Origin of the sequence: Bacillus sp. SM2101 (assembly GCF_018588585.1) — a bacterium.
Taxonomy (GTDB): domain Bacteria; phylum Bacillota; class Bacilli; order Bacillales; family SM2101; genus Nanhaiella; species Nanhaiella sioensis.
Genome location: NZ_JAEUFG010000001.1, coordinates 186,150 through 209,982, shown reverse-complemented (window position 1 = coordinate 209,982; position 23,833 = coordinate 186,150). Strand labels below are relative to the sequence as shown.

The window sequence follows — 23,833 nt, the reverse complement described above, 5'->3', positions numbered from 1 at the left end:
TTTAAATGTTTAGTTGGAAAGGAATGAAGAGGGTTTTGAATTTAGATTTTGGACAAATCGTTCCATCAATGCCTTTCATATTAAAGGGTATTTTTGTTACTTTACAAATTGTAATTAGTTCGGCAATCATCGGTTTTCTATTAGGTGTAATAATATCACTCTTTAAAATTGGTCGAATTAAGGTTCTAGTTTTACTAGCAGATTTTTATACATCTATTTTCCGAGGAACACCTCTCATATTACAAATTATTATTATCTATTATGGTCTACCGCAGTTTATTGGAGGAGATATTGATAAAATTCCAGCTGCTATTATTGCATTTAGCTTAAACTCATCAGCGTACATTTCTGAAATTATAAGGGCAGGAATTTTAGCAGTAGATAAGGGGCAAAAAGAAGCGGCACAAGCACTCGGGGTACCGTATAGTAAAATGATGCTTGACATCGTATTACCACAAGCCTTGAAGAATATTTTACCAGCTCTAATGAATGAGTTTATTACATTAACAAAAGAATCTGCTTTAGTTATGACAATTGGTATCATGGATATTATGAGATCAGCATATGTAGTTGGAGGAGATTTATTTAGATTTTTCGAACCATTGTTATTTGCAGCAGGTATTTATTATGTTATGGTTATGATCTTAACCCTCCTTGGCAAAGCGATTGAAAGGAGATTGAGAACAAGTGATTAAAGTAGAAAACCTGTATAAATCATTTGGTAAACTTGAAGTATTGAAGGATGTCTCGACAATGATTGATTCTGGTGAGGTAGTGGCTGTCATTGGACCTTCAGGGTCTGGTAAGTCAACTTTTCTACGCTGCCTTAACCTATTAGAGGAGCCTACGAATGGTAAAGTTTGGATAGGACAAGATGAAGTAACGAACCCTAAAACTGATATTATGAAAGTCCGTCATCATGTAGGGATGGTTTTTCAGCATTTTCATTTATTTCCGCATAAAACGGTCCTAGAAAATATTATGTATGCTCCTATTAAAGTAAAGGGTGTTAGTAAAACTGAAGCAGAAACGAAGGCTAGAGATTTATTGGGGAAGGTCGGGCTTTCAGATAAAGCAAATGAGTATCCTAAGCGACTGTCTGGAGGGCAAAAACAACGTGTTGCCATTGCCCGTGCTCTAGCCATGGCACCTGATGTTATGCTGTTTGACGAGCCTACGTCTGCCTTAGATCCAGAGATGGTGAAGGAAGTGTTAGAGGTTATGAAATCACTAGCCCATACAGGTATGACGATGGTTATTGTAACGCATGAAATGGGCTTTGCAAAAGAAGTAGCTGATAGAATTTTGTTCTTAGATGACGGTCAATTGATTGAGGATGCAGCACCAGAACAATTTTTCTCCTCACCAAAAAGTCAACGTGCACAAGATTTCTTAGCAAAGGTGTTATAATTTTAAACTCAATTAATTAACAACCCTAAGTGAAGCTGTAATTTACACTTAGGGTTGTTCAGATGGACATTTACGCAAGGATTGTTGTAATTCGTACCATGATTATAACTACATTTCATGGCACATTAATAGTTGACAACCGTAGTAACAATTTGGTTAAATTTGTAACTAAGTGTACGATAAATTCTTTTCAAATGGCTCTTTTCGTAAACGTAGTTGCTATTGTTTAAATAGACAATATGATGAGTTATAAGAGAGCTCAATAATTGTACAAGTAGAAAATGCCACTAACGCTAGATTGTATATGTGCTTATATCTTAGAAAGAAAAGTAACAATCAATGGGAAAACAGCTTTTCAAATACAGTAATGAACAAGTTAGGGGCAACTTGTTCGTCTTTTATTTCTACAAATCCTAATTTACTGTATAAATTTTTTGCTGGAGTATTCATTTTGCCAGTCCTAACAATATACTTGTCCACATTTTGGTAGTTGTTTAACGTATATTGAACTAATGCTCTACCTACACCTGCTCTGAAAAAGTCAGGATGGACGAATAATCGATGGATATCTAACATATTGTCGTAAAGTTTGAATGAAATTGCACCTGCTAGCCTTTCATTAACATAATACCCGTAGAATTCCTCCCCGCATGACATTATCGCCTCAGTTGTATCATTTAACGGAGGTAAATTCTTATAGTCAATAATTTTTGCCTCTACCTCATACGATACGAGCTGGACATTCAATAGCTCGGTTGCAATTAAAGAATTACGAATATCCAGTTTTTTAATCACCCTTACCAGCACCTTTATACATTGTCAATTTCATTTTGCCATGTAACTGAATATTGTGTACACATTTCTATAAATGCGTCTAAAGCAGGCGAGAGCCATTTGTTTTTATGAATGGCTAATAATGTTGATACATTTTCACCATCAATTTTCCAATCAAGTGATGCGATCTTTCCCTCCCCCAGCTCAGTTTGTACTGCTATCGAAGGAAGATATGAGATTCCTAACCCACACATCACACATTGTTTAATTGCTTCGATACTCCAAAATTCAAGTGTTGTATCAGGGACATAACCGTGCTTAAGTAAGTGATTTTCAAAAGTTGCTCGATAATCACAGCCTTTCTCTGTATAAATAAACGTTTCATCGAATGGGATCGAAATTGGTTCATCGTGTTTTTTAGCTAAAGGATGTTCGATTGGTGCAATAACATTCATTGGTTCATCTATTAGTTTTGTAAGTTGTAAATCCGAATCTTCGTGTTCTGGTTGTAGCAGCAAGGCAATGTCTATTTCGCCACTACGTAATAACTCTTTTAATCTCCAACACTCAAATGTTTTAATGATAATTTGTACATTAGGATATAGCTTTTTATATGCTGAGATAATTGGTGGTAGTCGATAAACTGTTAAGGATTCAGGGGCACCAATTTTAATTGTTCCGGCTGGGTTTTCTTCCTCTTTAGCAATATGTCTTGCTCGATCATATAAATCTAGCATTTGAATAGCATATGGTAATAGTTTTTTACCAGCATCTGTAATAACAACCTTTTTACCGATCCTATCAAATATAGGAGAGCCTATTTCATCTTCAAGGGTTTGAATATGTGCAGTAACCGAAGATTGAGCATAACCAAGCATATCTGCGGCTTTAGTAAATCCTCCCACATCTGTAATAACCTTAAATGTTTTTAAATGTTTAAGTTCCAATTACATATCTCCCTTCATGAAGAATCGATCGTTTTATTCGATTGTTTTGTTCGGAACTATCTATTTTACTGAAGTAAGAAACGAAGATATAATCAAACCAACAAACATTAAACGATTTATCATTATTTTACATTGGAGTGAAGCAAAATGAAATCAAAACTTATTGGTCCACTGCTTTTAAGTGGTTTAATTATCGGTCCAATACTTGGGTCAGGTATCATACTATTGCCTCCAATCATTAAGGAGCAGGCTGGAAATTCCGCTATTATTGCTTGGCTGATCATTACGATCTTAAGCTTTCCCTTTGCTTATGTGTTCGGCAAGCTTAGTATTTTATTTCCTGGTGATTCAGGTGTGACGAATGCAGTAAAGCACACTTTTGGTGACACTATTAAGCAATTAACAGCTGTTTTTATGATACTGGCAGTTTGTGTAGGCCCAGTAGCGGTGTTAATGACTGCGAGTGAGTATATTTCATTGTTATTTCAATGGTCAACAATAAAAGTTGAAATATATGGAGTTGTGCTGTTAATCATATGTCAGATGATATTGTTGAGAAACATTTCATCTTTAGGAAAAATCTCATTAGTATTAACATCTATTTCAGCACTCGTATTATTTATTGGAGGCCTTTCAACTCTACTATTTTATAGATCAGAAGTATCAATAGTAGGGTCACTTAATATTCAATCGTTAGGAAACAGTGTGTTACTTCTTTTTTGGGCAATGATGGGATGGGAGATTATTGGAAACTATTCAATGGAAGTGAGAGATCGTGAAAAAACGATTAAAAAGAGTGTTTTCTTTAGTGCAATTATCATTGCGATCATTTATATAACTGTTGCTGCAGCTTATCAGTGGATTGACACAGCTGCCTTAAGCAGTGGGCAAGCCTCTTCTCAGCTCAAATTGGCGTTAATCATAGCACCTCTCTTTGGATCGTATGCAATACCTGTACTGACATTAATTACTTCAGCTCTATGTGTTACTACATATATTATGATCGTAGGTGGGATCGCAAGATTAATTTCTGCTCAAGCTGAAGATAGCAAGTTACCTAAGGTGTTGGGATATAAGTCAAAATCAAATATCCCGATTGTAAGTTTAATATTACTAGCAAGTATCCATTTAATCGTTTTAGTTATTCTGTATACTGATTTAGTTAACCTTGAATTACTCGTTGAAATTGCAAATGCATTTTTTATTAGTAATGCAATTATTGGGTTGCTAGCAGCAATGCGTATCATCAAGAACTGGGCAATTACCTTTAGTTGTATGGTTTTAATTGTAGCCTTATTTTGGATGCTGACATATTCACCAATCTGGGTATTGTTGTTAATAGGCATACTAACCCTTTACGCGATTTTAGCTGAAATGAAAAAAAGATCTACTCGAGTAAAGCTAGTGCAAATGAAAGAAGAAGTGTAACATAACTTTTCATGTCACACTTCTTTTTTAGTAGTATAATATAATGAAACGGAAAGAAAGGAAAAGATATAATGGCCACAACGCATACATTTACGAAAAAAGAAGAGATTGCCAACGCCATAACACATGGAATTGGAGCTTTACTAAGTGTAGCCGCACTCGTTATACTCATTGTTACCGCTGCAACAGAGGGAACAGCATGGCATGTCGTTAGCTTTACGATATATGGTGTGACGATGCTTTTACTATTCTTATCTTCAACTTTAGTTCATAGTTTCCCTGATGGAAGGGTCAAGGATTTATTTCAGATTTTTGATCATTCAGCGATTTACTTGTTTATTGCAGGAACGTATACACCCATTTTATTTACTGTTATTAAAGGTGCGTTAGGCTGGACGTTATTTGGAATAGTTTGGGGTCTTGCCATCGCGGGAGTTATTTTTAAAGTATTTTTTGTTAAGAAATTTCTTTATACTTCTACTTTCATGTATGTATTAATGGGTTGGATCATTGTGTTTGCTTGGAAGCCGCTTACTGTAAGTATACCTGTGGTAGGAATGTACCTACTCGTTCTTGGAGGAGTGCTTTATACAGTAGGAACGATTTTTTATATGTGGCGCAGCTTTCCATACCACCATGCAGTTTGGCATTTATTCGTTCTTGCTGGTTCAGCTGCACACTTTTTTGCAGTCTTAAATTTTTAGGATCTTTTCGTGCATTTCGTTATTATACTAGGAAAAAAGTACACATCATTTAACTGATTATTATTGTTATTGAGAAGACAAGATGGTACAAAATAATTAATTCAAGAACAACAATACGAATACGGATTTATAATTAAGCTGTAGTAGATATAACGATCTTTTACAGCTTTTTTATTTTATTCTTTGTTCTTTTCGTTTGAATCCAATATAAAAAGAACTAATTTGTTTATTTACAATTTACCTTGGCTGTTCTGGTATACTATCACGCTAAAACGAATAGAATAAGGGTGGCAAATCTATTTCTAGGGGTGGAGAGCAAATGTTAGATTATGAGTTAATGAGTATTGACATGATTAGGAACAAAATACTAGCTAGTGTTGAAGAGTTAACAGATTCTCAAATAAATAAACGAAGTTCAGATGATAAATGGAGTATTGCACAGCTTTTGCGCCATTTGTACGATAGTGAAACTGGACTTACACAGATGATAAAATTTGCAATAGAACAATCTAATACTGGAAATCTAGAAAGAAAACCACTATTCATGATTCTCGATAGAACTCAAAAAGGTAAAGTTCCAGAAGGAAGGGCACCTTCACAAGAATTTACAACGAAGGATGAGTTACTATTACTGTTGGCTCAATCAAGACAAACATTGTTACGGCTAATTGATGAGATTAAAGATCAAGATGAAGTAGAAAGGTTAGCGATCAGTTTTCCCAAGTTTGGTGTATTAAGTGTAGCACAGTGTCTAGAGTTTATCGGCCTTCATGAGTTAAGACACTTTGAACAACTGAATGAGATTAAACTAGAAACTCTTTATGTACCTGTTTCACCATAAATGTTGTAAGCTATTATTGTCACAGTGCTTTTGCTTAGATAGTTGTATTACTTACGAGGGATTACAAGGTCATCAATGTGGTTGAGCTTTTATAAATTTGGCTGAAAATAGAAAAATTAAATTCACAAGGTGGATCTTATTTTTTGATAAAACGCAGAGTTTGCTTTTTACAACTCTGCGTTGTTGTTTTATTGGTTTATTCAAATACCATGTATAATGAAGAGCTTTACTTCACCTAATTCACCGATGGACAAGTACTTGTTTTTCAAGTTCACTTCTATTCTTTGACTTCTACAACAATACTTCCATAAAGTTTATCCCCTATAAAAGCATTTAATCGCCATAAACCAGCCGTTGGAAGTGAAAACACAGTATGTTGAGACGATTGAGCCCCTAGTACACCTTTTATTCCCGTTTCCTTATCATTTTGATTTACGACTTCCCACCCCTTTGATTCAATCAAAGTTATTTCTTTTCCTGTTTTTTTATGAATACCAATCAATTTAAAATTCTCCTCATTAACTTCTTTTAATTCTTCACTCCAGAAAAACCACCTTGTTTTACCACCTTGACCAATTGTAAAATCCATTGTATCCAAAAAAGCGACTTCACCTTTATATCCTCTTAACTCTCTTTCATGCTCTTCGCTTTTTACAGTAAATGTAGGGGAAACTTCCCAACTCTCCTCAGTAACGGTTCTTTCTGAACAACCTACTAATATTCCAATAACAAACAAACATAATATATTTTTTTTCATAAGAACCTCCTCATATATAATTGACGAATAATTCAAAAAAATGTTTCAGAGAAAGGTAAGCTGATTACCCGTTTTTATAACAAAGTTAACATAAAATCCCATAATTCAATCATAAGAAGCTAAACGAATTATTTTCACTTTATATAACCAATTAATCCATTAAATATCTTAATTCGAGATGCTAGTTTTTGATCACGTATCTTAAAAGAGGTTTCTTCATTTTTCTTTATGATATGAGCCAAAAATAAGCTATTAAATTGTCATTTGAGTGTGAATGAAATCAAAACCTATTTTTTTAAAAGTTCAAGTAATGTATGATTAGTGGTACTTTCTACCTGTATACGTATAAATATAAACTGGTTCTATCGATATATTTTCTGAATTTTCTGCATATAACTAGTTTTGTAGCTTATGAATATATTAAAAACAATATAAACATATTGTTAAACTAGTAAGGAGGAATTTGAAATTGTATAAGAAAATGTTGTTATTTGTTATTATTTTTGTTGTTGTACTTTCATACTCGCCTGTAGTAAAAACTGAAAGCGCTACCAATTCAAATGGATTTGATTATTATGTAGGTGCTGGTATGTACGATATAACGGGCCCAGCTGCAGAAGTAGTGATGATGGGGTATGCTGATTCTGCTCAGAAAACAGAGGGTTTGCATTTTCGTTTACGCTCTAGAGCTTTTATAATGAAAGAAAAAGATACAAATAATAATGTTGTATTTGTAAGTGCTGATGTAGGACAAATTTTTCATTCTGTAACACAAGGGGTAATCAATAAATTAGAGCAAAACGGCTACGGTCATCTTTATAATTACAGCAACGTAATACTAAGTGCAACACACAGTCATAGTGGGCCAGGTGGATACTCGCATGAAGGGCTATATAATGTTTCTACATTTGGGTTTCATGAAGAAAACTATCAAGCAATCGTAGATGGGATTTATGAATCTATTATTAGAGCACATTATAATCTTGAGCCAGGATACGTTGAAATAACAGAAGGGTATTTAGACGGAACAAGTGCAAATCGGTCTATCGAAGCATATAACAATAACCCTGAAAGTGAACGAAGTAAATTTCAAGACAGTGTTGATAAAACGGTGACACATCTTAATTTTCGCAATCAACAAGGTGAGTTGCTAGGAATTATAAATTGGTTTGCTGTTCACCCTGTCTCAATGAGTCAAGAAAATCATTTGATTTCCGGAGATAATAAAGGGTACGCATCTTATTTATATGAACAAGAGATGGAGACAGATTATAACGCTAATAAAACATTTGTTGCTGCTTTTGCACAATCAAATGAAGGAGACGTAACCCCTAACATATTTGGAGATGGTAAAGGTTATGGTGATGATGACTTTGATAGTACTAAAAGATCTGGAGAAATTCAATTTGAGAAAGCAAAAGCATTAAGCAACTTAGCTGAAACGCGGTTAACAGGGCAGATAAGCTCTAGGCATGAATTCGTAGATTTTTCAAATTTAGTAGTTGATCCACAATATACCGATGGTGAAGAAAGAAGAACGTATCCATCGACGATGGGATATTCTTTTGCAGCTGGTACAGAGGATGGTCGAACCAATTTACCGGTTTTTGTTGAAGGAATGACACAACCTGAATATTCAGTTGACGGTTATGATAACCTTGTAACTTATGCACAAGGACTATTGACTCTCGTTCCGCAAATAGGTGAAATGAGTGGGGTGTTATATCCGGAGCTATGGGAGCAGCACTATCCGAAGCCAATATTATTTGCACCGTCAGAAGTATCACCTGATCCATGGACTCCACAAATTATCCCATTACAAATGGTTCAAATTGGTCAGCTTTCGATTCTAGCCGTGCCTGCAGAATTTACATCAATGGCCGGTAGAAGGTTGAAAGAGAGTGTAAATGAGCATATGGCTCCACAATTTAACGGTGAAAATTACGTAGTCATTGCAGGGTTATCAAACTCGTACAGCAGTTATGTTACAACGCCTGAAGAATATGATATCCAGCATTATGAAGGAGCATCAACTCAATTCGGGAAATGGACGTTAAGCGGATACTTGCAAGAATTTGATAAATTATCAAACGCGATTATTAATAATGAAGCAATAGCTCCTGGTCCACTTCCAAAAGATTTAAGTAATGAACAAGTGTATTTTGATATTGGTATTATTTTTGATGCACCACCAATTTTTAAGAACTTTGGTGATGTAAAAGAAGATGTGCAATCGTCTTATCAAAAAGGGAATATCGTTAGTGTTAGTTTTTGGTCTGGACATCCAAATAATAATTTTAGGACACAGTCCACATACTTAGAAGTTCAAAAGCTTGAGAATGGTGAGTGGATAACTGTTGCTAATGATGGAGATTGGGAAACGAAGTTTAGGTGGATAAGAGAATCAACAATATTAGGGACTTCCTCCTCTTTGATTGAATGGGAAATTCCTTATGACGCAGATGCTGGGGATTACCGAATTGTTCATTATGGTGCTTATCAGACTATTACAGGAAAGGTATATGAGTACGAAGGGACCTCTTCAGAGTTTACTGTAGAGTAAGCGATAAATAGAAGCACTCCTTTATGAGGAGCGCTTCTATTTTTTTTAGAGCAAGTTCTTATGTAAACGTAACAAACTCTCTTACTGGTTTTCTATATCCTCTTGGAGAACGACTAGATAATTTTTCTTTGCCAATTGTAATTAATAATACAGGTTCATAGCGATCCTCTAACTGTAAAATCTTTTTTACTTGAGTAGGATCAAAACCAATCATTGGGCAAGTATCCCATCGGTGTTCTTTAGCTGCAATCATAAATAACATTGCTGATAAGCTAGCATTTCTAATTGCTTCTTCTGTTAAGAATTGAGAACCGCGAGATTCATATAGTTGATTAATACTTTGAATCGTATGATCAAATTCTTGCTTACTGAGTATATTTAAGTTTACAAGTCCTTCATATATATCGGCAGCTTGTTGATAAGCTAGCCGATCACCTAAAACAACGATTGTTGCAGAAGCTGTACCTACTTTGTGTTGACCAAAAGCTGCTTCTTTGAGTGCAAGCTTCGTTTCAGCATTTTGTACGACAACATAGTGTGTATGCTGCAAGTTAAATGCTGATGGAGCATATTTTACTAGTTCAAATATTTGTTCGAAATCATGTTCGGTCATTTTGATATCTTCTTCAAAATTACTTGCGGACCGTCTTTCTTTGATTAATTGCTCTGCGCTCAATTTCAATACCTCACTTTCATCATCTATTGATTTGAAAAACATGACTAATTATCTCATATTAAAATATTTTTAATTCGAGATAATTAAAACATCTTTTGCTTTGCTTGTCAATTTTAAAAAAGCTACACATATCTCCTTTTAACTAACGGAACTTTCAATTCTTTAGCATGCAGTTTATAATTATGTTTGCAAAGAAAGTGTAACTACATATATAGGAATTCACAACCTAGGAGAAAATTATGTTTAAAATTGGTTATCGAACGTTGAAAACTGCACTTGGAATAACGATTTCAATGGCTCTTGCGAATTTTTTGCAATTGGAGAATTACATTTCTGCGGGAATTATTACTGTTTTATGTATTCAATCGACAAAGAAGGAATCGGTTTTGAGCTCAATTGACAGGTTTCTAGCTTGTGTTGTTGGAATTATTTTTGCATTTTTATTTTTTGAGGGTTTTGGATATACACCAGTTTCAGTCGGTCTATTAGTTTTATTTTTTATTCCTACAACTGTTATGTTGCGGATTCAGGAAGGAATAATAACGAGTATTGTAATTATTCTTCATTTTTACGCAGCGCAGCAATTTACTGTTCAATTTGTAATTAATGAATTAATTATTATTTTAATTGGTATATTAATTGCGTTACTCGTAAATATATACATGCCAAGTGTTGAAAAAAGATTACGAAGTTATCAACAAGAAGTCGAAGGTAATTTTAAAAAAATATTCGAACATATTGTTGTGTACCTACGAACCAATGATATGAGCTGGAAAGGTGAGGAGATAACAGCAACAGATACGCTAATACACGAGGCTAAAGATGTGGCACTTAAGGACATAGAAAATCGCTTTCTTCGGAAAAAAGATGGTTACTACCATTACTTTACTATGCGAGAAAAGCAGTTTGAAATTATAGAAAGAGTGTTACCTACAGTAACATCTATTACGATCACAGTGGAACAGGGAGAAATAATAGCTGATTTCGTAGAGGATTTAATTACAGGCATTCATCCTGGTAATACAGCAAAAACATACTTAGTTAAGTTAGCAAATATGAAGAAAAAATTTGAGGACATGCCTTTACCTGTTAGTCGTGAAGAATTTGAGGCAAGAGCTTCTTTACTCCATTTTATAAAAGAAATGGAGCTCTACTTAATTATTAAAGACTCGTTTATACCAATGAACTAGTTTAAATCTTGAATAAAACCTCTCGTTCTAATAACACTAAAGATAAAGTGTTTTAAATGGGGGTGGTTAAGTTTGAATTGGTCCATGTTGCTTTTGTTTACTATTTCTTTATCTCCAATATGGCCATTAGGGCAAAATCCAATAGTTGGTGACCCTTTTGTAATTATTAATAAACAGGACAATAAATTAGCATATATTAATGACGGGGATATACAGCAGGTTTACCCTATCGCTACTGGTGCTACTAACAAAGATACACCACAGGGAGAATTCACGATTATCGTTAAAGCAATTAATCCATATTATCGAAAAAAAGATATTCAAGGTGGCTCTCCAAAAAATCCATTAGGGAGCAGGTGGCTAGGGCTTGATGTCAAAGGTACACAAGGTAGAATTTACGGTATCCATGGTACGAATACCCCTTCATCTATTGGTACATATGTAACACAAGGCTGTGTTAGGATGCAAAATAAAGATGTTGAACAGCTTTTTGAACGATTGCCAATCGGTACAAAAGTTTTAATTGTTCGCAGTGAGGATAGCTTTGAAGAGTTAGCAATACAATATGGCGCAATGAAACGTTGAATGATAAACAGCAAGCTCAGTTCAAATAAAAAGATGAAGTATGAAAAAGCATCGGAATTTGTTTATTCCGATGCTTTAATAATTATATTTTATAGCCACGTACTAGCACCAGCTAATAACGTAGTAAGTAACATTGTACCGAGCATGACATAAATGATAACCTTTTGTGTCTTTTTACGGGACATTCTTTTTCCCCTCCTAAACAAAACTTTCTTTATATCATTTTAACCCCAAATGATAACTTGGACAAGAAGTTATTCTATGAAGTTGTAGTTGATTTTGGAAATTAGAATAATTGAAGGAAAATGTCGCTTTTTGGAGAATAAGATAATTAGGAAAACAAAGCCGACTGAATTCTACATAAAATTAGCCCACCCATGTGGGCAATAGTAGGGTTACCCTTGATTCCCACAAGTGTTGAAGACTATACACTAGAAGTCGTTCTTTGCCTTTAGTTGTATAGATGAAACAACTTGAGAAGCAAGGAGGCGCAGCTGGATAATTGGAAAGCGCATCAGATGTAATTTCACCTAGAATAAGTAAGCTTACGCCCAGTAGATATGATGTAATGTCATAACCTGTGACTCTCTAGACTAGAATAGAAACCTCTAGACTAGGATGAGGTAAAATATTATGGAAACTACAGCTTTATTACAGATAAGAGTAGCTATATAATCACTATTGTGTGAAGATATGCTATTAGAAGGGGTGTTATTGCTATATGGTAAAGAAAATTGATCATATTGGTATTGCAGTACGTTCCATAAAGGAAGCGCTACCATTCTATCAAGATGTACTTCACCTACATTTAGAAGGAATCGAAGAGGTTGAGTCTGAAAAAGTTCGCGTAGCCTTTTTAAAAATAGGTGAATCTAAGCTAGAACTATTAGAACCAATAAACACAGATAGCCCCATAGCAGTTTTTATTGAAAAACGTGGAGAAGGTATCCATCATATAGCATTAGCTGTAGACTCTATAGAACAACGACTAGAAGATATGAAGTTGAACGGGATTCGGGTGATTAACGAGAAAGCAAAAACGGGTGCAGGAGGTTCGAAAATAGCTTTTATTCATCCTAAATCGTCAAAAGGTGTTTTATTTGAGCTATGTGAAAAAAGAAAGCAGGAGGATTAGCATGGAAGACATCTATGAAAAAATTAATGACCTATACGATCGACGTAGAAAAGTTGAGATGGGTGGTGGGGATAATAAAATAGCTAAACAGCATGAAAAAGGTAAATTAACAGCTCGAGAGCGTATTGAGCTGTTAGTAGATGAAGGAACATTTGTTGAATTAAACCCATTTATTGAACATCGTTGCAACGACTTTGGCTTAGGTAATAAGGAAGGTCCTGGAGATGGAGTTGTAACAGGATATGGGAAAGTCAACGGGAAACCGATATATTTATTTTCACAAGATTTCACTGTTTTTGGTGGTGCGCTAGGGGAAATGCATGCTAAAAAAATAGCAAATGTAATGGATTTAGCTGTTCAAAATGGTGCCCCATTTGTCGGACTAAATGACTCTGGTGGTGCGAGAATCCAAGAAGGGGTTTTGTCTTTAGATGGCTATGGCCATGTCTTTTATAGAAACTCAATCTATTCAGGTGTGATTCCACAAATTTCTGTAATTATGGGACCTTGTGCAGGAGGAGCTGTGTACTCCCCTGCAATTACTGATTTTGTTTTCATGGTAGAAAAGACGAGTCAAATGTTCATCACTGGTCCAAAAGTAATTGAGACTGTAACTGGTGAACAAATTAGCTCAGAGGATTTAGGTGGAGCAAATGTACATAATTCTATAAGTGGGAATGCCCATTTTTCTGGTCAGACTGAAGAGGAGGTACTCGCTCAAGTTCGAAGGTTACTAAGTTATTTACCCCAAAATAATGAGGAGAAGGCTCCGATATATGACGCTTCATCAGATGATGATTATCGAGCAGATTTAACAGATGTGATCCCATTTGATCCTGTACGTCCATATGATGTCCGTAAAGTCATTGAACAAGTGGTAGATGAAGGCTCTTTTTTAGAAATTCATGAGCACTTTGCTCGCAATATAGTTGTAGGCTTTGCGCGAATAAGAGGCGAAGTAGTTGGGCTTGTATGTAACCAACCAAAGTTTATGGCGGGGGGATTAGATATCGATTCCTCAGATAAGGCTGCACGATTTATTCGTTTTTGCGATTCGTTTAACATTCCACTTATCACGTTTGAAGATGTGACGGGCTTTTTCCCTGGTGTTAAACAAGAACATGGTGGAATTATTCGTCACGGTGCAAAAATTTTGTATGCCTATTCTGAAGCGACTGTTCCAAAATTAACCGTAATACTACGTAAGGCATATGGTGGAGCATATGTTGCGCTAAACAGTAAGTCAATCGGAGCAGATATTGTATTTGCATGGCCAAATGCTGAAATAGCTGTAATGGGCCCTCAAGGTGCGGCAAATATTATTTTTGCAAACGAAATTAACGCAAGTGAAAATCCTGAAGAGATACGAGCACAAAAAATAGAAGAATACCGGGAAAAGTTTGCAAATCCATATGTAGCAGCTAGTCAAGGTATGGTTGATGATGTCATCGACCCACGAGAAACGAGAATTAAAATAGTTCAAGCGCTTGAAATGTTGAGGAATAAGAAAGAACAGCGTCCAAAAAAGAAACACGGTAACATCCCGTTGTAGGAACAAAATAGGAGCTTACTGTTCTTCTCGACAAGAGCAGGAACCTTTAACAGTGGAAGACGCACAATGTCTCTTGGCGAAGTGACCTCGAGGGGATAGGCGCTGAAGTTAGCCAGTAATAAAAACGCAAGCGCCTTGTTCATCCCCGACAAGTGCTGGAGCCAACTCGCAAGTAGGTGCTTTTTACCTTCAAGTGAATTGGCGAAGTGACCTCGAGGGGATAGGCGTTGAAGTTAGCCAGTAACAAAATCAGGCAAATACCTATAATCAACCCAAGTCCTGTTTGCAACGGTGGATTGCCATCCTTACTCCTTTGACAAGTGTTAGAGTAAACTTGACATGATGGGCACATTAACCAGTTCGCGTTTGTATAGGGTTCCTCCTTATAACTAAACATTGAAGTTTTACCGAGCTCTTATTCATATAAACAATAATAGTATTCATTGAGAGAGGCATTATGTGTTTGAAGTAATGCTTCTTTCTTTTTTAACAGTATAGTTTAAGATGAAGCTGGTAATGAATTTAGGATCAAGATAATTTAGGTGGCCTGCATTAGAAGGATGAACAACCGACAAAAGGTGAAAAATAAACTGTTTTATATTACACTAGAAATGTGCAAAAGCTGATAAAAATGATGGAGGAATGACAATGATTCAACAAGATCGTCTAGTTAACGAATTTATTGAACTAGTGAAGGTAGATTCTGAAACTAAATATGAAACAGAAATAGCAAAAGTATTAAAGGAAAAATTTTCATCCTTAGGTGTAAAAGTAGTTGAAGATGATACAACTTCACAAACAGGGCATGGTGCTGGCAATTTAATTTGCACATTAGAAGGTACAAAAAATGGTGTTGACCCAATCTATTTTACGTCACATATGGATACAGTTGTACCAGGAAATGGCATCAAACCTTCGATCAAAGATGGCTACATTGTAACTGATGGCACAACGATTTTAGGTGCAGATGATAAAGCTGGATTATCTGCAATGCTAGAAGCCATTCGCGTGTTAAAAGAAAATAATATAGCGCATGGAACGATTCAATTTATTATTACTGTTGGTGAAGAGTCTGGTCTAGTTGGTGCAAAAGTATTAGACCCATCGCAAATCATTGCAAAGTATGGTTATGCTATTGATAGCGATGGTAAAGTAGGTAATATTGTGGTAGCTGCACCTACGCAAGCGAAAATAATAGCAACCATCCATGGGAAAACAGCTCATGCTGGAGTTGCTCCGGAAAAAGGAGTTTCTGCAATAACAATTGCGTCAAAAGCAATTGCACAAATGCCGTTAGGTCGTATTGATGAAGAAACTACTGCAAATATTGGACGCTTCGAGGGTGGCACCCAAACAAATATTGTTTGTGATCGTGTTGATATTTTAGCTGAGGCACGCTCATTAGTTCAGGAAAAAATGGAAGCACAAGTTGCGAAAATGAAGGATGCCTTTGAATCTGTTGCAGAACAAATGGGTGGAAAAGCTGATGTTGAAGTCAACATTATGTATCCAGGATTTAAGTTTGGAGATGGCGATCATGTTGTTGCGATCGCAAAAAAAGCTGCAAAAAAAATCAATCGTCCATGCGAACTACAAAGAAGTGGTGGGGGCAGTGACGCTAATGTAATTGCTGGGTTTGGAATCCCAACAGTCAACTTAGCAGTTGGTTATGAGGAAATACATACAACAAATGAAAAAATACCAATAGAAGAATTAGTGAAATGTGCTGAAATGGTCGTTGCAATTATTGAAGAAGTAGCGAATTAAGGTAAGGATCAGGCTCCATTTCCTTATCATGGGAAGTGGGGTCGATTTTTTTGCTAAGCACTTTTCTTATCATTTGTTGCCAACATTAATATACCTTAGAAGAAAAGGTGCCATGGACGCTAAATATATATATTTTATAAAACAACAACGAATACAAAAAACAGCCTTTGGAGTCTCTAGAAATGATTTGCATTTCAATTGAATACACTTAGCAAATAGTTTTTGTAGGCGTTGCCATTTGAAGGGGGAATTTAAATGGAAAGTAATAAAGTGGTCGTTTTTAATATAAATAAGGAAGAATACGGATTTCCAATTAACCAAGTCGTTTCGATAGAAAAAATGGCGTCTGTTACGATCATTCCTCAAATGCCTCCATATGTGATAGGTGTCTTAAAAATTCGCGATGAGCTTGTGCCGATTATTGATACGAGTACTATTTTATTTAACAACTCTTTTGAAACTATGGCTAACATAAAAATAATAGTTACAAAAGCCAAAGATATTACTGTCGGCTTTGTAGTTGATGAAGCAAAGGAAATTATTGATATTGCTAGTGAGTATATAAAAGAGGTTCAACTTGTACAGTTTAAAAAGACATCTTATTTCACAGGTGTAGCAAATCTACAAAGTCGTTTAGTAACTTTAATTGACCCGGCTATGCTATTTGATAGTTTGGAAGGGAAAGAAGATATTAAAGGACATATGCACAGTTACCAATAATTGGTGACTGTGTTATCACATTAATTTTGGAAGTGTTTTTTATGAAACATTTATATCCGAAAAATGGTCAAGTAATTTTACATGTAGACATGAATAGTTTTTATGCATCTGTTGAAGTATCGTATGAACCATCGCTTAAGGGAAAGCCAATAGCGATCGCTGGAAATGTAGAAGAACGAAGAGGAATAATTATAACTTGTAGCTACGAAGCACGTGCTCTAGGAGTTAAGACTACAATGCCCGTATGGGAAGCGAAAAAGCTTTGTCCAACACTAGCGATAATTAAACCAAATTTCGAAAGATATAGGAAAGCTTCATTGCAAATGTTTGACGTGCTTAGAACTATTACTCCACTTGTCGAGCCGGTGTCCATTGATGAAGGATACGTAGATATTACTAATTGCTATGAGCTCGGTTCACCTCTTCATATTGCCACAGAGATACAAAAAAAACTTCTTCACAATCTGCAATTACCTAGTAGCATTGGTATAGCACCTAATAAATTTCTAGCTAAAATGGCATCAAATATGAAAAAACCGCTTGGTATCACGATTTTGAGAAAAAGAGATGTAGTAACAAAGCTTTGGCCGTTACAGGTTGATGCCATGCACGGGGTTGGTAAAAGAACAGCAGAAAAGTTAAATACAATCAATATTCAAACGATCGAGGATTTAGCGAAAGGAAAAGATGTTCAGTTAAGAAACCTTCTTGGGATTAACGGTATAAAATTGAAGGAAAGAGCAAATGGGCAAGATGGGAGGAAGGTTGACCCAGAGGCGATTTATGATCGTAAAAGTATAGGTAATTCAACAACTTTACCACACGATACAATTGATGACCGTAAAATAGAAAAAGTATTGCAGAAATTAGCCCAATCGGTGGGACAACGTTTGAGGCGTAAACATTTAGTTTGTCAAACAGTACAACTAACGATCCGCTACGCTAATCGCAAAACAATTACTCGCAGTCAAAAGCTTTCAAACCCAATGTCTGACGATGAGATGCTTTTTTCAACAGGGCTACAACTATTAAAAAGCCATTGGGATGAGCAACCGATTCGTCTGCTCGGTATTACAGCTCAAAACTTACTTGAAAAAGAAACTGCATCAAAACAGCTTGATATTTTTTCATTCGAAGATGACGCTAGAGAAGAACCATTAGCTAATACGATAACACAAATAAATGAAAAGTTCGGTAAAGATACGATAAAAAGAGGTGTGAAAGTTAACAAATCAAATGACTATGGAGATAATGAATCAGGCACAAGCTTTGAAAAAGACTTTTTCCTGTAGTACATTAGGGTGTGGAACTTGATTATAGTAGTATATTTGTGGTATTTTCAAGGTTGAAGATAGAATTTGTTGATAGAAAGGAAGTACTTATCATGACAAAACAGCAAATTGGTGTGATCGGCTTAGCGGTCATGGGGAAAAATTTAGCATTTAATATTGAAAGTAGAGGGTACTCTATATCTGTATATAATCGTTCACGTGAAAAAACGGATGAAATGCTTAGTGAAGCACAAGGAAAAAATGTTAAACCTACTTATAGTATTGAAGAATTTGTGGAATCACTTGAAGTACCAAGAAAAATCATGTTGATGGTTAAGGCAGGGAAGCCGACGGATGCAACGATTGAGCAATTACTTCCTCACTTATCAAAAGGGGATATATTAATAGACGGTGGAAATACTTATTTTGGCGATACACAAAGAAGAAACCAACTGTTAGCTGAGAAAGGCATTCACTTTATTGGTACAGGGGTTTCAGGTGGAGAAGAAGGTGCTTTAAAAGGCCCAGCTATTATGCCAGGAGGTCAAAAGGAAGCATACGAGCTTGTACGACCAATTTTTGAAGCTATTTCCGCAAAAGTTAATGGTGAGCCTTGTTGTACATATATTGGCCCAGATGGAGCTGGACATTATGTAAAAATGGTACATAATGGAATTGAATATGGCGATATGCAGCTTATTAGTGAAGCTTATTTTCTATTGAAAAACGTCCTAGGACTCGACGCTTTAGAACTTCATGAAATATTTAAAGAGTGGAATACTGGTGAACTTGATAGTTATCTCATTGAAATCACAGCTGATATATTCAAAAAAATTGATGAGGAAACAGGGAAACCTCTAGTTGATGTTATTTTAGATACAGCTGGTCAAAAAGGTACAGGAAAGTGGACAAGCCAAAGTGCTCTTGACCTCGGTGTGCCATTACCTATTATTACAGAATCTGTTTTTGCTCGCTTCATATCTGCTATGAAGGAAGAACGGATTAAAGCAAGCTCCATGTTAAGTGGTCCGAAATCACCTGCTTTTGATGGAGATAGACAAGAGTTTATTGAAGCGGTAAGAAAAGCACTGTATATGAGTAAAATATGTTCCTACGCTCAAGGCTGGGCTCAATATAAAGCAGCTTCTGAAGAATATGATTGGAATCTACAATACGGAGATATTGCGATGATTTTTAGAGGCGGGTGTATTATTCGAGCAAGATTCCTACAAAAAATTAAGGATGCATATGATAGAGATGCTCATTTACCAAACCTTTTGCTTGATCCATATTTTAAAGAGATCGTTGAAAGCTATCAATCATCACTACGTGAGATTATTGCTAGTGCGGTGAAGTTAGGTATTCCTGTACCTGCATTTTCTAGTGCTCTCGCATATTACGATAGTTATCGTACTGAAACTTTACCTGCAAACCTACTTCAAGCACAGCGTGACTATTTTGGAGCGCATACGTATCAAAGAATTGATAAAGAAGGCATTTTCCATACAGAATGGTTAGAAAAATAAAAGTAATGAAGAAAGCTCCTCAAGGTGGGGCTTTCTTTTGTATATTTGCAGATTAAATTATTTATTAGTCAATAGGAGGGGAAGATTTTGCTAAAGAAGCGGTTCATATCGGAAAATTTAACACTATCATATGAAGAAGTTGGACAAGGTGAAGCCATTGTCTTACTGCATGGATTTTGTGGGAGTCATGCTTATTGGGAAAGGATTATGCCAGAATTAGCGAAACAATATCGAGTAATTGCTCCCGATTTACGCGGGCACGGAGGTTCAACTTATCAAACCGACGAATATGCGATTGAAGATATGGCTGAAGATATTAAACTTCTGTTAGAAGCGCTAAATATTAATAAAGTTTCAATGTTTGGACATTCACTAGGTGGGTACATTACACTCGCTTTTGTAGAACATTATAGTAGTATGCTAAATAGTTTTTCACTCATTCATTCGACTGCTTTTGCTGATTCAGATGAGGCGATAGCCGGTAGGGAAGCGAATATAAAAAAAGTTGAAAAAGACGGGGTAGACCCCCTAATTAATGGTTTAGTCCCGAAGCTCTTTTCAGAAAATAACGTAATGAAAATGAAGGAAGAGGTGGCTTACATAAAGGAAATTGGGTATAAAACATCGAAAGAGGGAACTATTGGTGCGTTAAATGCAATGAAAAACCGCCCAAATCGCAAAGAAATACTAGAGCATACTCCTTTACCTGTGTTATTAGTCGCTGGAGAACAGGATCGAATCATATCAACAGCAAACGTGTTTTCCACTTCAAAAGATAATGTAACTCAATCTCTAATTAAAAACGTTGGTCATATGAGTATGTTTGAGGATAGTGAACAGTTATTATCAGATATAAAAAGTTTTTTATCGTGAGAACCGATAAAAAATAATTTCGCTGTTACTGAAAATTATTGATAAATATAAGAGTGAGGAGGGTGGTTTTTTGAATTACGTAATTATAGGCGGTGATGCAGCTGGTATGAGTGCTGCTATGCAAATTATAAGAAATGACAGCGATGCCAAGGTCACAACATTAGAAAAAGGTGGAATTTATTCTTATGGACAATGCGGTCTACCATATACGATAAGTGGAGTAATTCCATCCACTGAGAAACTTATAGCTAGGTCTGTGGAGACTTTTCGAGACAAATACGGAATTAATGCACAAATATACCACGAAGTTCAAAATGTGATTTCTGAAGAAAAAGTAGTTCAAGGTATTAACATCCATACCGGAGAAACGTTTGCTTATGAGTATGATAAATTATTAATTGCTAGCGGTGCATCGCCTGTCGTTCCAAAATGGAAGGGTGTTGACCTTAAGCGAGTGTTTACACTGAAAACAATCCCAGATGCTAATAGCATACTCGAAGAACTGGATGATGATATAAACAATGTGACTGTAATTGGCGGTGGTTACATTGGCTTAGAGATGGCAGAAAACTTCAAGATGCTTGGAAAAAATGTTCGCATGATTCAACGTGGAAGTCAATTGGGAAGTATTTTTGATGAAGATATGGCCGAACTCATTCATGAAGAAGCAATAAAGCATGGAATAGAGTTAAATACAAATGAAAATGTCATTTCCTTAAATGGGGATAAATTTGTTGAATCAGTTCAAACAGATCGTGGTGAATATGACACAGATCTCGTTTTAATAGCTATCGGTGCAAGACCTAATACGACATTTGTGAAAGACACGGGGCTTGTTTTTGGCGTAAAGGGTGCTATTCAAATAAATCGTTATATGCAAACAAATATAGAGGATGTGTATGCGGCAGGGGACTGTGCAGTACAATATCATATGGTAAAAGGACAAGATGACTATATTCCTCTTGGAACGACAGCAAACAAGCAGGGAAGACTTGCTGGTTTAAATATGATAGGAAGTGCAAGAGCTTTTGCGGGAGTTACAGGGTCATCCATTATAAAATTTATGGATCTATCATTAGGCAGAACAGGACTATCGGAGAAAGAAGCTCATGCTTTAAATATTCCCTATGAAACAGTAAAAATAACTACGAAGCATATTGCAGGGTATTATCCAGGGGCTGATCCAATACATATAAAACTAGTTTATAGAAGTGATAACCACCTTTTACTTGGTGGACAATTGATCGGTAAAGCAGGGGTTGATAAGCGTGTGGACGTGTTAGCAACAGGACTGTATAATCGCATGTCAATAAACGAACTAGAAGATCTTGATCTATGTTATGCTCCGCCATTTAACGGCGCGTGGGATCCAATTCAACAGGCTTCTAGAAGAGTACGGTAAAAACTAGAATCATAGTTGTAGCTTTGATTGATATTTTGTTCTGACAGATCAATATATATAACTCAAGTTCGCAACATCTTTTTCTGCGTTAACGACTATGATATTGTATAAAAGTTGCTTAGCAGATCAAATATATTAAAAACCTTGTTATAAAATAAGGAGGCTTATGTGGATACAAAAAGAATTGCAGGAGAAAAAGCAGTAGAATATATTACAGATGGAATGACAGTAGGACTTGGAACGGGTTCAACAGTATATTGGACCATTAAAAAGCTGGCTGAGTTAGTAAAAGCAGGGCTTTCGATAAAGACTATACCTACCTCAAATCATACAGAGATATTAGCAAGAAAGTTAAATATACCATTGAGTAATTTTGATGAAATAAAAGAACTTGATATAACAATAGATGGTGCTGATGAAATTGATGCTAAGTATAATCTTATAAAAGGTGGAGGCGGTGCATTGTTGAGGGAGAAGTTAGTTGCTCTTTCTTCAAAACAGCTAGTCATAGTTGCTGATGAAACCAAAGTCGTAGAAACCTTGGGAAAGTTTCCACTACCCATTGAAGTTGTACCATTTGCTTGGCAAAGAACTGCTAAGGAAATTACTCAGCAGTTGAATGTATTGCCTAAACTACGCTCTGTTCAGAATGATCCATATATTACTGACAATGGAAATTTCATACTTGATTGTAATGTAAGTGACATTCATGCTCCAGCAGTGTTACAACAAAGCTTGAAACAAGTTACTGGAGTCATTGACACAGGTTTGTTTCCGAGTATGGCCAACGTAGTTATCATTGGGTCAAGAGACGGTGTGCAAGTTATTGAAAAGGTATAGGTTGTTTCTTTGTACATTTGTCTAAACTAAATTGCTCGCTAAGGTTTAATACGGTAAAATGCTACAAACAATAGCGGTATAAGCTTTTGATCTCATGATCAATGTGTCAGCTGTTGGAATAAAAAAATAAAATGTGTACACCTTTTTACATATGGATGTACACATTTTTATATTGAAAAACTATTTATGAGAGCTCTTTATTTTACATACCTTCAAACAATAAAACACGCGCTGGAGCAGCATCACAGCCCTGCAGCTTTATTGGGGCAGCAACCATAAAGTATTCACCAGCAGCTATTTCTTTTAAACGAAGACCTTCGATAATAATAACATCATTCGTAAATAGTGTTTTATGTGTTGGGTGTCCTGGCTGGCTTCTTTCGATGCCTAATGCATCAACACCAACACCCTTTATTCCTTTTTCAGCAAGATAAGTTGCAGCTTCTTCATTCACAAAAATAAATTCAAAATTAAACTCTTCATCATACGAATTTTTCGTTTTGAATATAACAAAATCATTTTCTTGAATGTCGAATTTTTCAATGTCTTTTTTTGTAATTTGGTCTTCAACCTCTGTTAGGTCAAATACTTTACATTGGCCTACTAAGTCTTCAATTGATATCGTTTCAATCGTTTCACCATCATTAATCATGTGTAGAGGCGCATCAACATGCGTGCCACCGTGCACATCCATATCAATTCGAGATTCGGTTATATAATCATTAGTTACAGTTGTTAAACTCGGTTGTTTTGATGGTGTATTTTTGTACACAGGCATTCCTGTATAAACTTGTGCAGTCACATCATACATCTTCATTATTATTCAATTCCTTTCATGGGGTATGTCCCCCGCTAAATTAATATGTATATCT

23 protein-coding genes are annotated in these 23,833 nt (G+C 35.7%); 17 read left to right on the top strand and 6 right to left on the bottom strand.

Annotation, left to right across the window (positions count from 1 at the left end; genetic code table 11):
* Positions 1-35 precede the first annotated feature (35 nt).
* Entirely contained in the window at positions 36-695 is a 660-nt protein-coding gene (locus JM172_RS01070; RefSeq protein ID WP_214480439.1) for an amino acid ABC transporter permease, read from the top strand.
* The gene (locus tag JM172_RS01065) at positions 688-1,410 is read left to right on the top strand and encodes an amino acid ABC transporter ATP-binding protein (protein ID WP_214480187.1); all 723 of its coding nucleotides are present in this window, start codon (positions 688-690) and stop codon (positions 1,408-1,410) included. The genes JM172_RS01070 and JM172_RS01065 overlap by 8 nt, the downstream gene beginning before the upstream one ends.
* A 336-nt stretch (positions 1,411-1,746) precedes the next feature.
* Here the strand turns inward: JM172_RS01065 and JM172_RS01060 are convergent, their stop codons facing one another.
* Entirely contained in the window at positions 1,747-2,205 is a 459-nt protein-coding gene (locus tag JM172_RS01060; RefSeq protein ID WP_214480186.1) for a GNAT family N-acetyltransferase, read from the bottom strand.
* 14 nt (positions 2,206-2,219) lie between these two features.
* Positions 2,220-3,131: a LysR family transcriptional regulator gene (locus tag JM172_RS01055; protein ID WP_214480185.1), complete on the bottom strand. Its 912-nt coding sequence runs from the start codon at positions 3,129-3,131 to the stop codon at positions 2,220-2,222.
* A gap of 147 nt (positions 3,132-3,278) precedes the next feature.
* On the opposite strand from JM172_RS01055, the gene JM172_RS01050 reads away from it, so the two are divergent.
* The 3 genes from JM172_RS01050 (at position 3,279) to JM172_RS01040 (ending at position 6,104) form a co-directional block, all read left to right on the top strand.
* The gene (locus JM172_RS01050; protein ID WP_214480184.1) at positions 3,279-4,559 is read left to right on the top strand and encodes an APC family permease; all 1,281 of its coding nucleotides are present in this window, start codon (positions 3,279-3,281) and stop codon (positions 4,557-4,559) included.
* Positions 4,560-4,630: 71 nt separating this feature from the next.
* Positions 4,631-5,263: a PAQR family membrane homeostasis protein TrhA gene (trhA, locus tag JM172_RS01045; protein ID WP_214480183.1), complete on the top strand. Its 633-nt coding sequence runs from the start codon at positions 4,631-4,633 to the stop codon at positions 5,261-5,263.
* Positions 5,264-5,582: 319 nt separating this feature from the next.
* Positions 5,583-6,104 (top strand): DinB family protein, encoded by a 522-nt coding sequence (locus JM172_RS01040; protein ID WP_214480182.1) that lies wholly within the window; start codon positions 5,583-5,585, stop codon positions 6,102-6,104.
* 277 nt (positions 6,105-6,381) lie between these two features.
* Here the strand turns inward: JM172_RS01040 and JM172_RS01035 are convergent, their stop codons facing one another.
* The gene (locus tag JM172_RS01035; RefSeq protein ID WP_214480181.1) at positions 6,382-6,861 is read right to left on the bottom strand and encodes a DUF4871 domain-containing protein; all 480 of its coding nucleotides are present in this window, start codon (positions 6,859-6,861) and stop codon (positions 6,382-6,384) included.
* Positions 6,862-7,330: 469 nt separating this feature from the next.
* Here JM172_RS01035 and JM172_RS01030 point away from each other — a divergent pair, with 469 nt between their 5' ends.
* On the top strand, positions 7,331-9,424 hold the full coding sequence (locus tag JM172_RS01030; protein ID WP_214480180.1) for a neutral/alkaline ceramidase: 2,094 nt from the start codon (positions 7,331-7,333) through the stop codon (positions 9,422-9,424).
* 58 nt (positions 9,425-9,482) lie between these two features.
* Here the strand turns inward: JM172_RS01030 and JM172_RS01025 are convergent, their stop codons facing one another.
* The gene (locus JM172_RS01025) at positions 9,483-10,142 is read right to left on the bottom strand and encodes a nitroreductase family protein (RefSeq protein WP_214480179.1); all 660 of its coding nucleotides are present in this window, start codon (positions 10,140-10,142) and stop codon (positions 9,483-9,485) included.
* Positions 10,143-10,339: 197 nt separating this feature from the next.
* On the opposite strand from JM172_RS01025, the gene JM172_RS01020 reads away from it, so the two are divergent.
* Both JM172_RS01020 and JM172_RS01015 read left to right on the top strand, forming a co-directional pair.
* Positions 10,340-11,290 carry an aromatic acid exporter family protein gene (locus JM172_RS01020; RefSeq protein WP_214480178.1) on the top strand — a complete coding sequence of 317 codons (951 nt, stop codon included), beginning with the start codon at positions 10,340-10,342 and terminating at the stop codon, positions 11,288-11,290.
* A 72-nt stretch (positions 11,291-11,362) separates the two neighbouring features.
* The gene (locus tag JM172_RS01015) at positions 11,363-11,875 is read left to right on the top strand and encodes a L,D-transpeptidase (RefSeq protein ID WP_214480177.1); all 513 of its coding nucleotides are present in this window, start codon (positions 11,363-11,365) and stop codon (positions 11,873-11,875) included.
* An 89-nt stretch (positions 11,876-11,964) separates the two neighbouring features.
* Here the strand turns inward: JM172_RS01015 and prli42 are convergent, their stop codons facing one another.
* The gene (gene prli42 / locus JM172_RS01010; protein ID WP_214480176.1) at positions 11,965-12,060 is read right to left on the bottom strand and encodes a stressosome-associated protein Prli42; all 96 of its coding nucleotides are present in this window, start codon (positions 12,058-12,060) and stop codon (positions 11,965-11,967) included.
* A 536-nt stretch (positions 12,061-12,596) separates the two neighbouring features.
* Here prli42 and mce point away from each other — a divergent pair.
* The 9 genes from mce (at position 12,597) to rpiA (ending at position 22,961) form a co-directional block, all read left to right on the top strand.
* Positions 12,597-13,010: a methylmalonyl-CoA epimerase gene (gene mce / locus JM172_RS01005; protein ID WP_214480175.1), complete on the top strand. Its 414-nt coding sequence runs from the start codon at positions 12,597-12,599 to the stop codon at positions 13,008-13,010.
* Between the two features lies 1 nt (position 13,011).
* A complete protein-coding gene (locus tag JM172_RS01000; RefSeq protein WP_214480174.1) occupies positions 13,012-14,562 on the top strand; it encodes an acyl-CoA carboxylase subunit beta in 1,551 nt (516 codons plus the stop codon).
* A 648-nt stretch (positions 14,563-15,210) separates the two neighbouring features.
* Positions 15,211-16,329: a M20/M25/M40 family metallo-hydrolase gene (locus JM172_RS00995; RefSeq protein WP_214480173.1), complete on the top strand. Its 1,119-nt coding sequence runs from the start codon at positions 15,211-15,213 to the stop codon at positions 16,327-16,329.
* A 255-nt stretch (positions 16,330-16,584) separates the two neighbouring features.
* Positions 16,585-17,049 (top strand): chemotaxis protein CheW, encoded by a 465-nt coding sequence (locus JM172_RS00990; protein ID WP_214480172.1) that lies wholly within the window; start codon positions 16,585-16,587, stop codon positions 17,047-17,049.
* 41 nt (positions 17,050-17,090) lie between these two features.
* Positions 17,091-18,341, top strand: a complete 1,251-nt coding sequence (locus tag JM172_RS00985; protein ID WP_214480171.1) for a DNA polymerase IV — start codon at positions 17,091-17,093, stop codon at positions 18,339-18,341.
* A gap of 92 nt (positions 18,342-18,433) precedes the next feature.
* A complete protein-coding gene (gndA, locus tag JM172_RS00980; protein ID WP_214480170.1) occupies positions 18,434-19,846 on the top strand; it encodes an NADP-dependent phosphogluconate dehydrogenase in 1,413 nt (470 codons plus the stop codon).
* An 87-nt stretch (positions 19,847-19,933) separates the two neighbouring features.
* The gene (locus tag JM172_RS00975) at positions 19,934-20,719 is read left to right on the top strand and encodes an alpha/beta fold hydrolase (protein ID WP_214480169.1); all 786 of its coding nucleotides are present in this window, start codon (positions 19,934-19,936) and stop codon (positions 20,717-20,719) included.
* 70 nt (positions 20,720-20,789) lie between these two features.
* On the top strand, positions 20,790-22,121 hold the full coding sequence (locus tag JM172_RS00970; protein ID WP_214480168.1) for a CoA-disulfide reductase: 1,332 nt from the start codon (positions 20,790-20,792) through the stop codon (positions 22,119-22,121).
* A 168-nt stretch (positions 22,122-22,289) separates the two neighbouring features.
* On the top strand, positions 22,290-22,961 hold the full coding sequence (gene rpiA, locus JM172_RS00965; protein ID WP_214480167.1) for a ribose-5-phosphate isomerase RpiA: 672 nt from the start codon (positions 22,290-22,292) through the stop codon (positions 22,959-22,961).
* 202 nt (positions 22,962-23,163) lie between these two features.
* Here the strand turns inward: rpiA and JM172_RS00960 are convergent, their stop codons facing one another.
* Positions 23,164-23,778 carry a cyclase family protein gene (locus JM172_RS00960; RefSeq protein WP_214480166.1) on the bottom strand — a complete coding sequence of 205 codons (615 nt, stop codon included), beginning with the start codon at positions 23,776-23,778 and terminating at the stop codon, positions 23,164-23,166.
* Between the last annotated feature and the right edge of the window lie 55 nt (positions 23,779-23,833).

What these genes read in the sequence shown, in the direction of transcription:
- JM172_RS01050 (WP_214480184.1), top strand. Translation starts at nt 3,279, where the DNA reads ATGAAATCAAAACTTATTGGTCCACTGCTTTTAAGTGGTTTAATTATC.
- trhA (WP_214480183.1), top strand. Translation starts at nt 4,631, where the DNA reads ATGGCCACAACGCATACATTTACGAAAAAAGAAGAGATTGCCAACGCC.
- JM172_RS01040 (WP_214480182.1), top strand. Translation starts at nt 5,583, where the DNA reads ATGTTAGATTATGAGTTAATGAGTATTGACATGATTAGGAACAAAATA.
- JM172_RS01035 (WP_214480181.1), bottom strand. Translation starts at nt 6,861, where the DNA reads ATGAAAAAAAATATATTATGTTTGTTTGTTATTGGAATATTAGTAGGT.
- JM172_RS01025 (WP_214480179.1), bottom strand. Translation starts at nt 10,142, where the DNA reads ATGTTTTTCAAATCAATAGATGATGAAAGTGAGGTATTGAAATTGAGC.
- JM172_RS01020 (WP_214480178.1), top strand. Translation starts at nt 10,340, where the DNA reads ATGTTTAAAATTGGTTATCGAACGTTGAAAACTGCACTTGGAATAACG.
- prli42 (WP_214480176.1), bottom strand. Translation starts at nt 12,060, where the DNA reads ATGTCCCGTAAAAAGACACAAAAGGTTATCATTTATGTCATGCTCGGT.
- mce (WP_214480175.1), top strand. Translation starts at nt 12,597, where the DNA reads ATGGTAAAGAAAATTGATCATATTGGTATTGCAGTACGTTCCATAAAG.
- JM172_RS01000 (WP_214480174.1), top strand. Translation starts at nt 13,012, where the DNA reads ATGGAAGACATCTATGAAAAAATTAATGACCTATACGATCGACGTAGA.
- JM172_RS00995 (WP_214480173.1), top strand. Translation starts at nt 15,211, where the DNA reads ATGATTCAACAAGATCGTCTAGTTAACGAATTTATTGAACTAGTGAAG.
- JM172_RS00990 (WP_214480172.1), top strand. Translation starts at nt 16,585, where the DNA reads ATGGAAAGTAATAAAGTGGTCGTTTTTAATATAAATAAGGAAGAATAC.
- JM172_RS00985 (WP_214480171.1), top strand. Translation starts at nt 17,091, where the DNA reads ATGAAACATTTATATCCGAAAAATGGTCAAGTAATTTTACATGTAGAC.
- gndA (WP_214480170.1), top strand. Translation starts at nt 18,434, where the DNA reads ATGACAAAACAGCAAATTGGTGTGATCGGCTTAGCGGTCATGGGGAAA.
- JM172_RS00960 (WP_214480166.1), bottom strand. Translation starts at nt 23,778, where the DNA reads ATGAAGATGTATGATGTGACTGCACAAGTTTATACAGGAATGCCTGTG.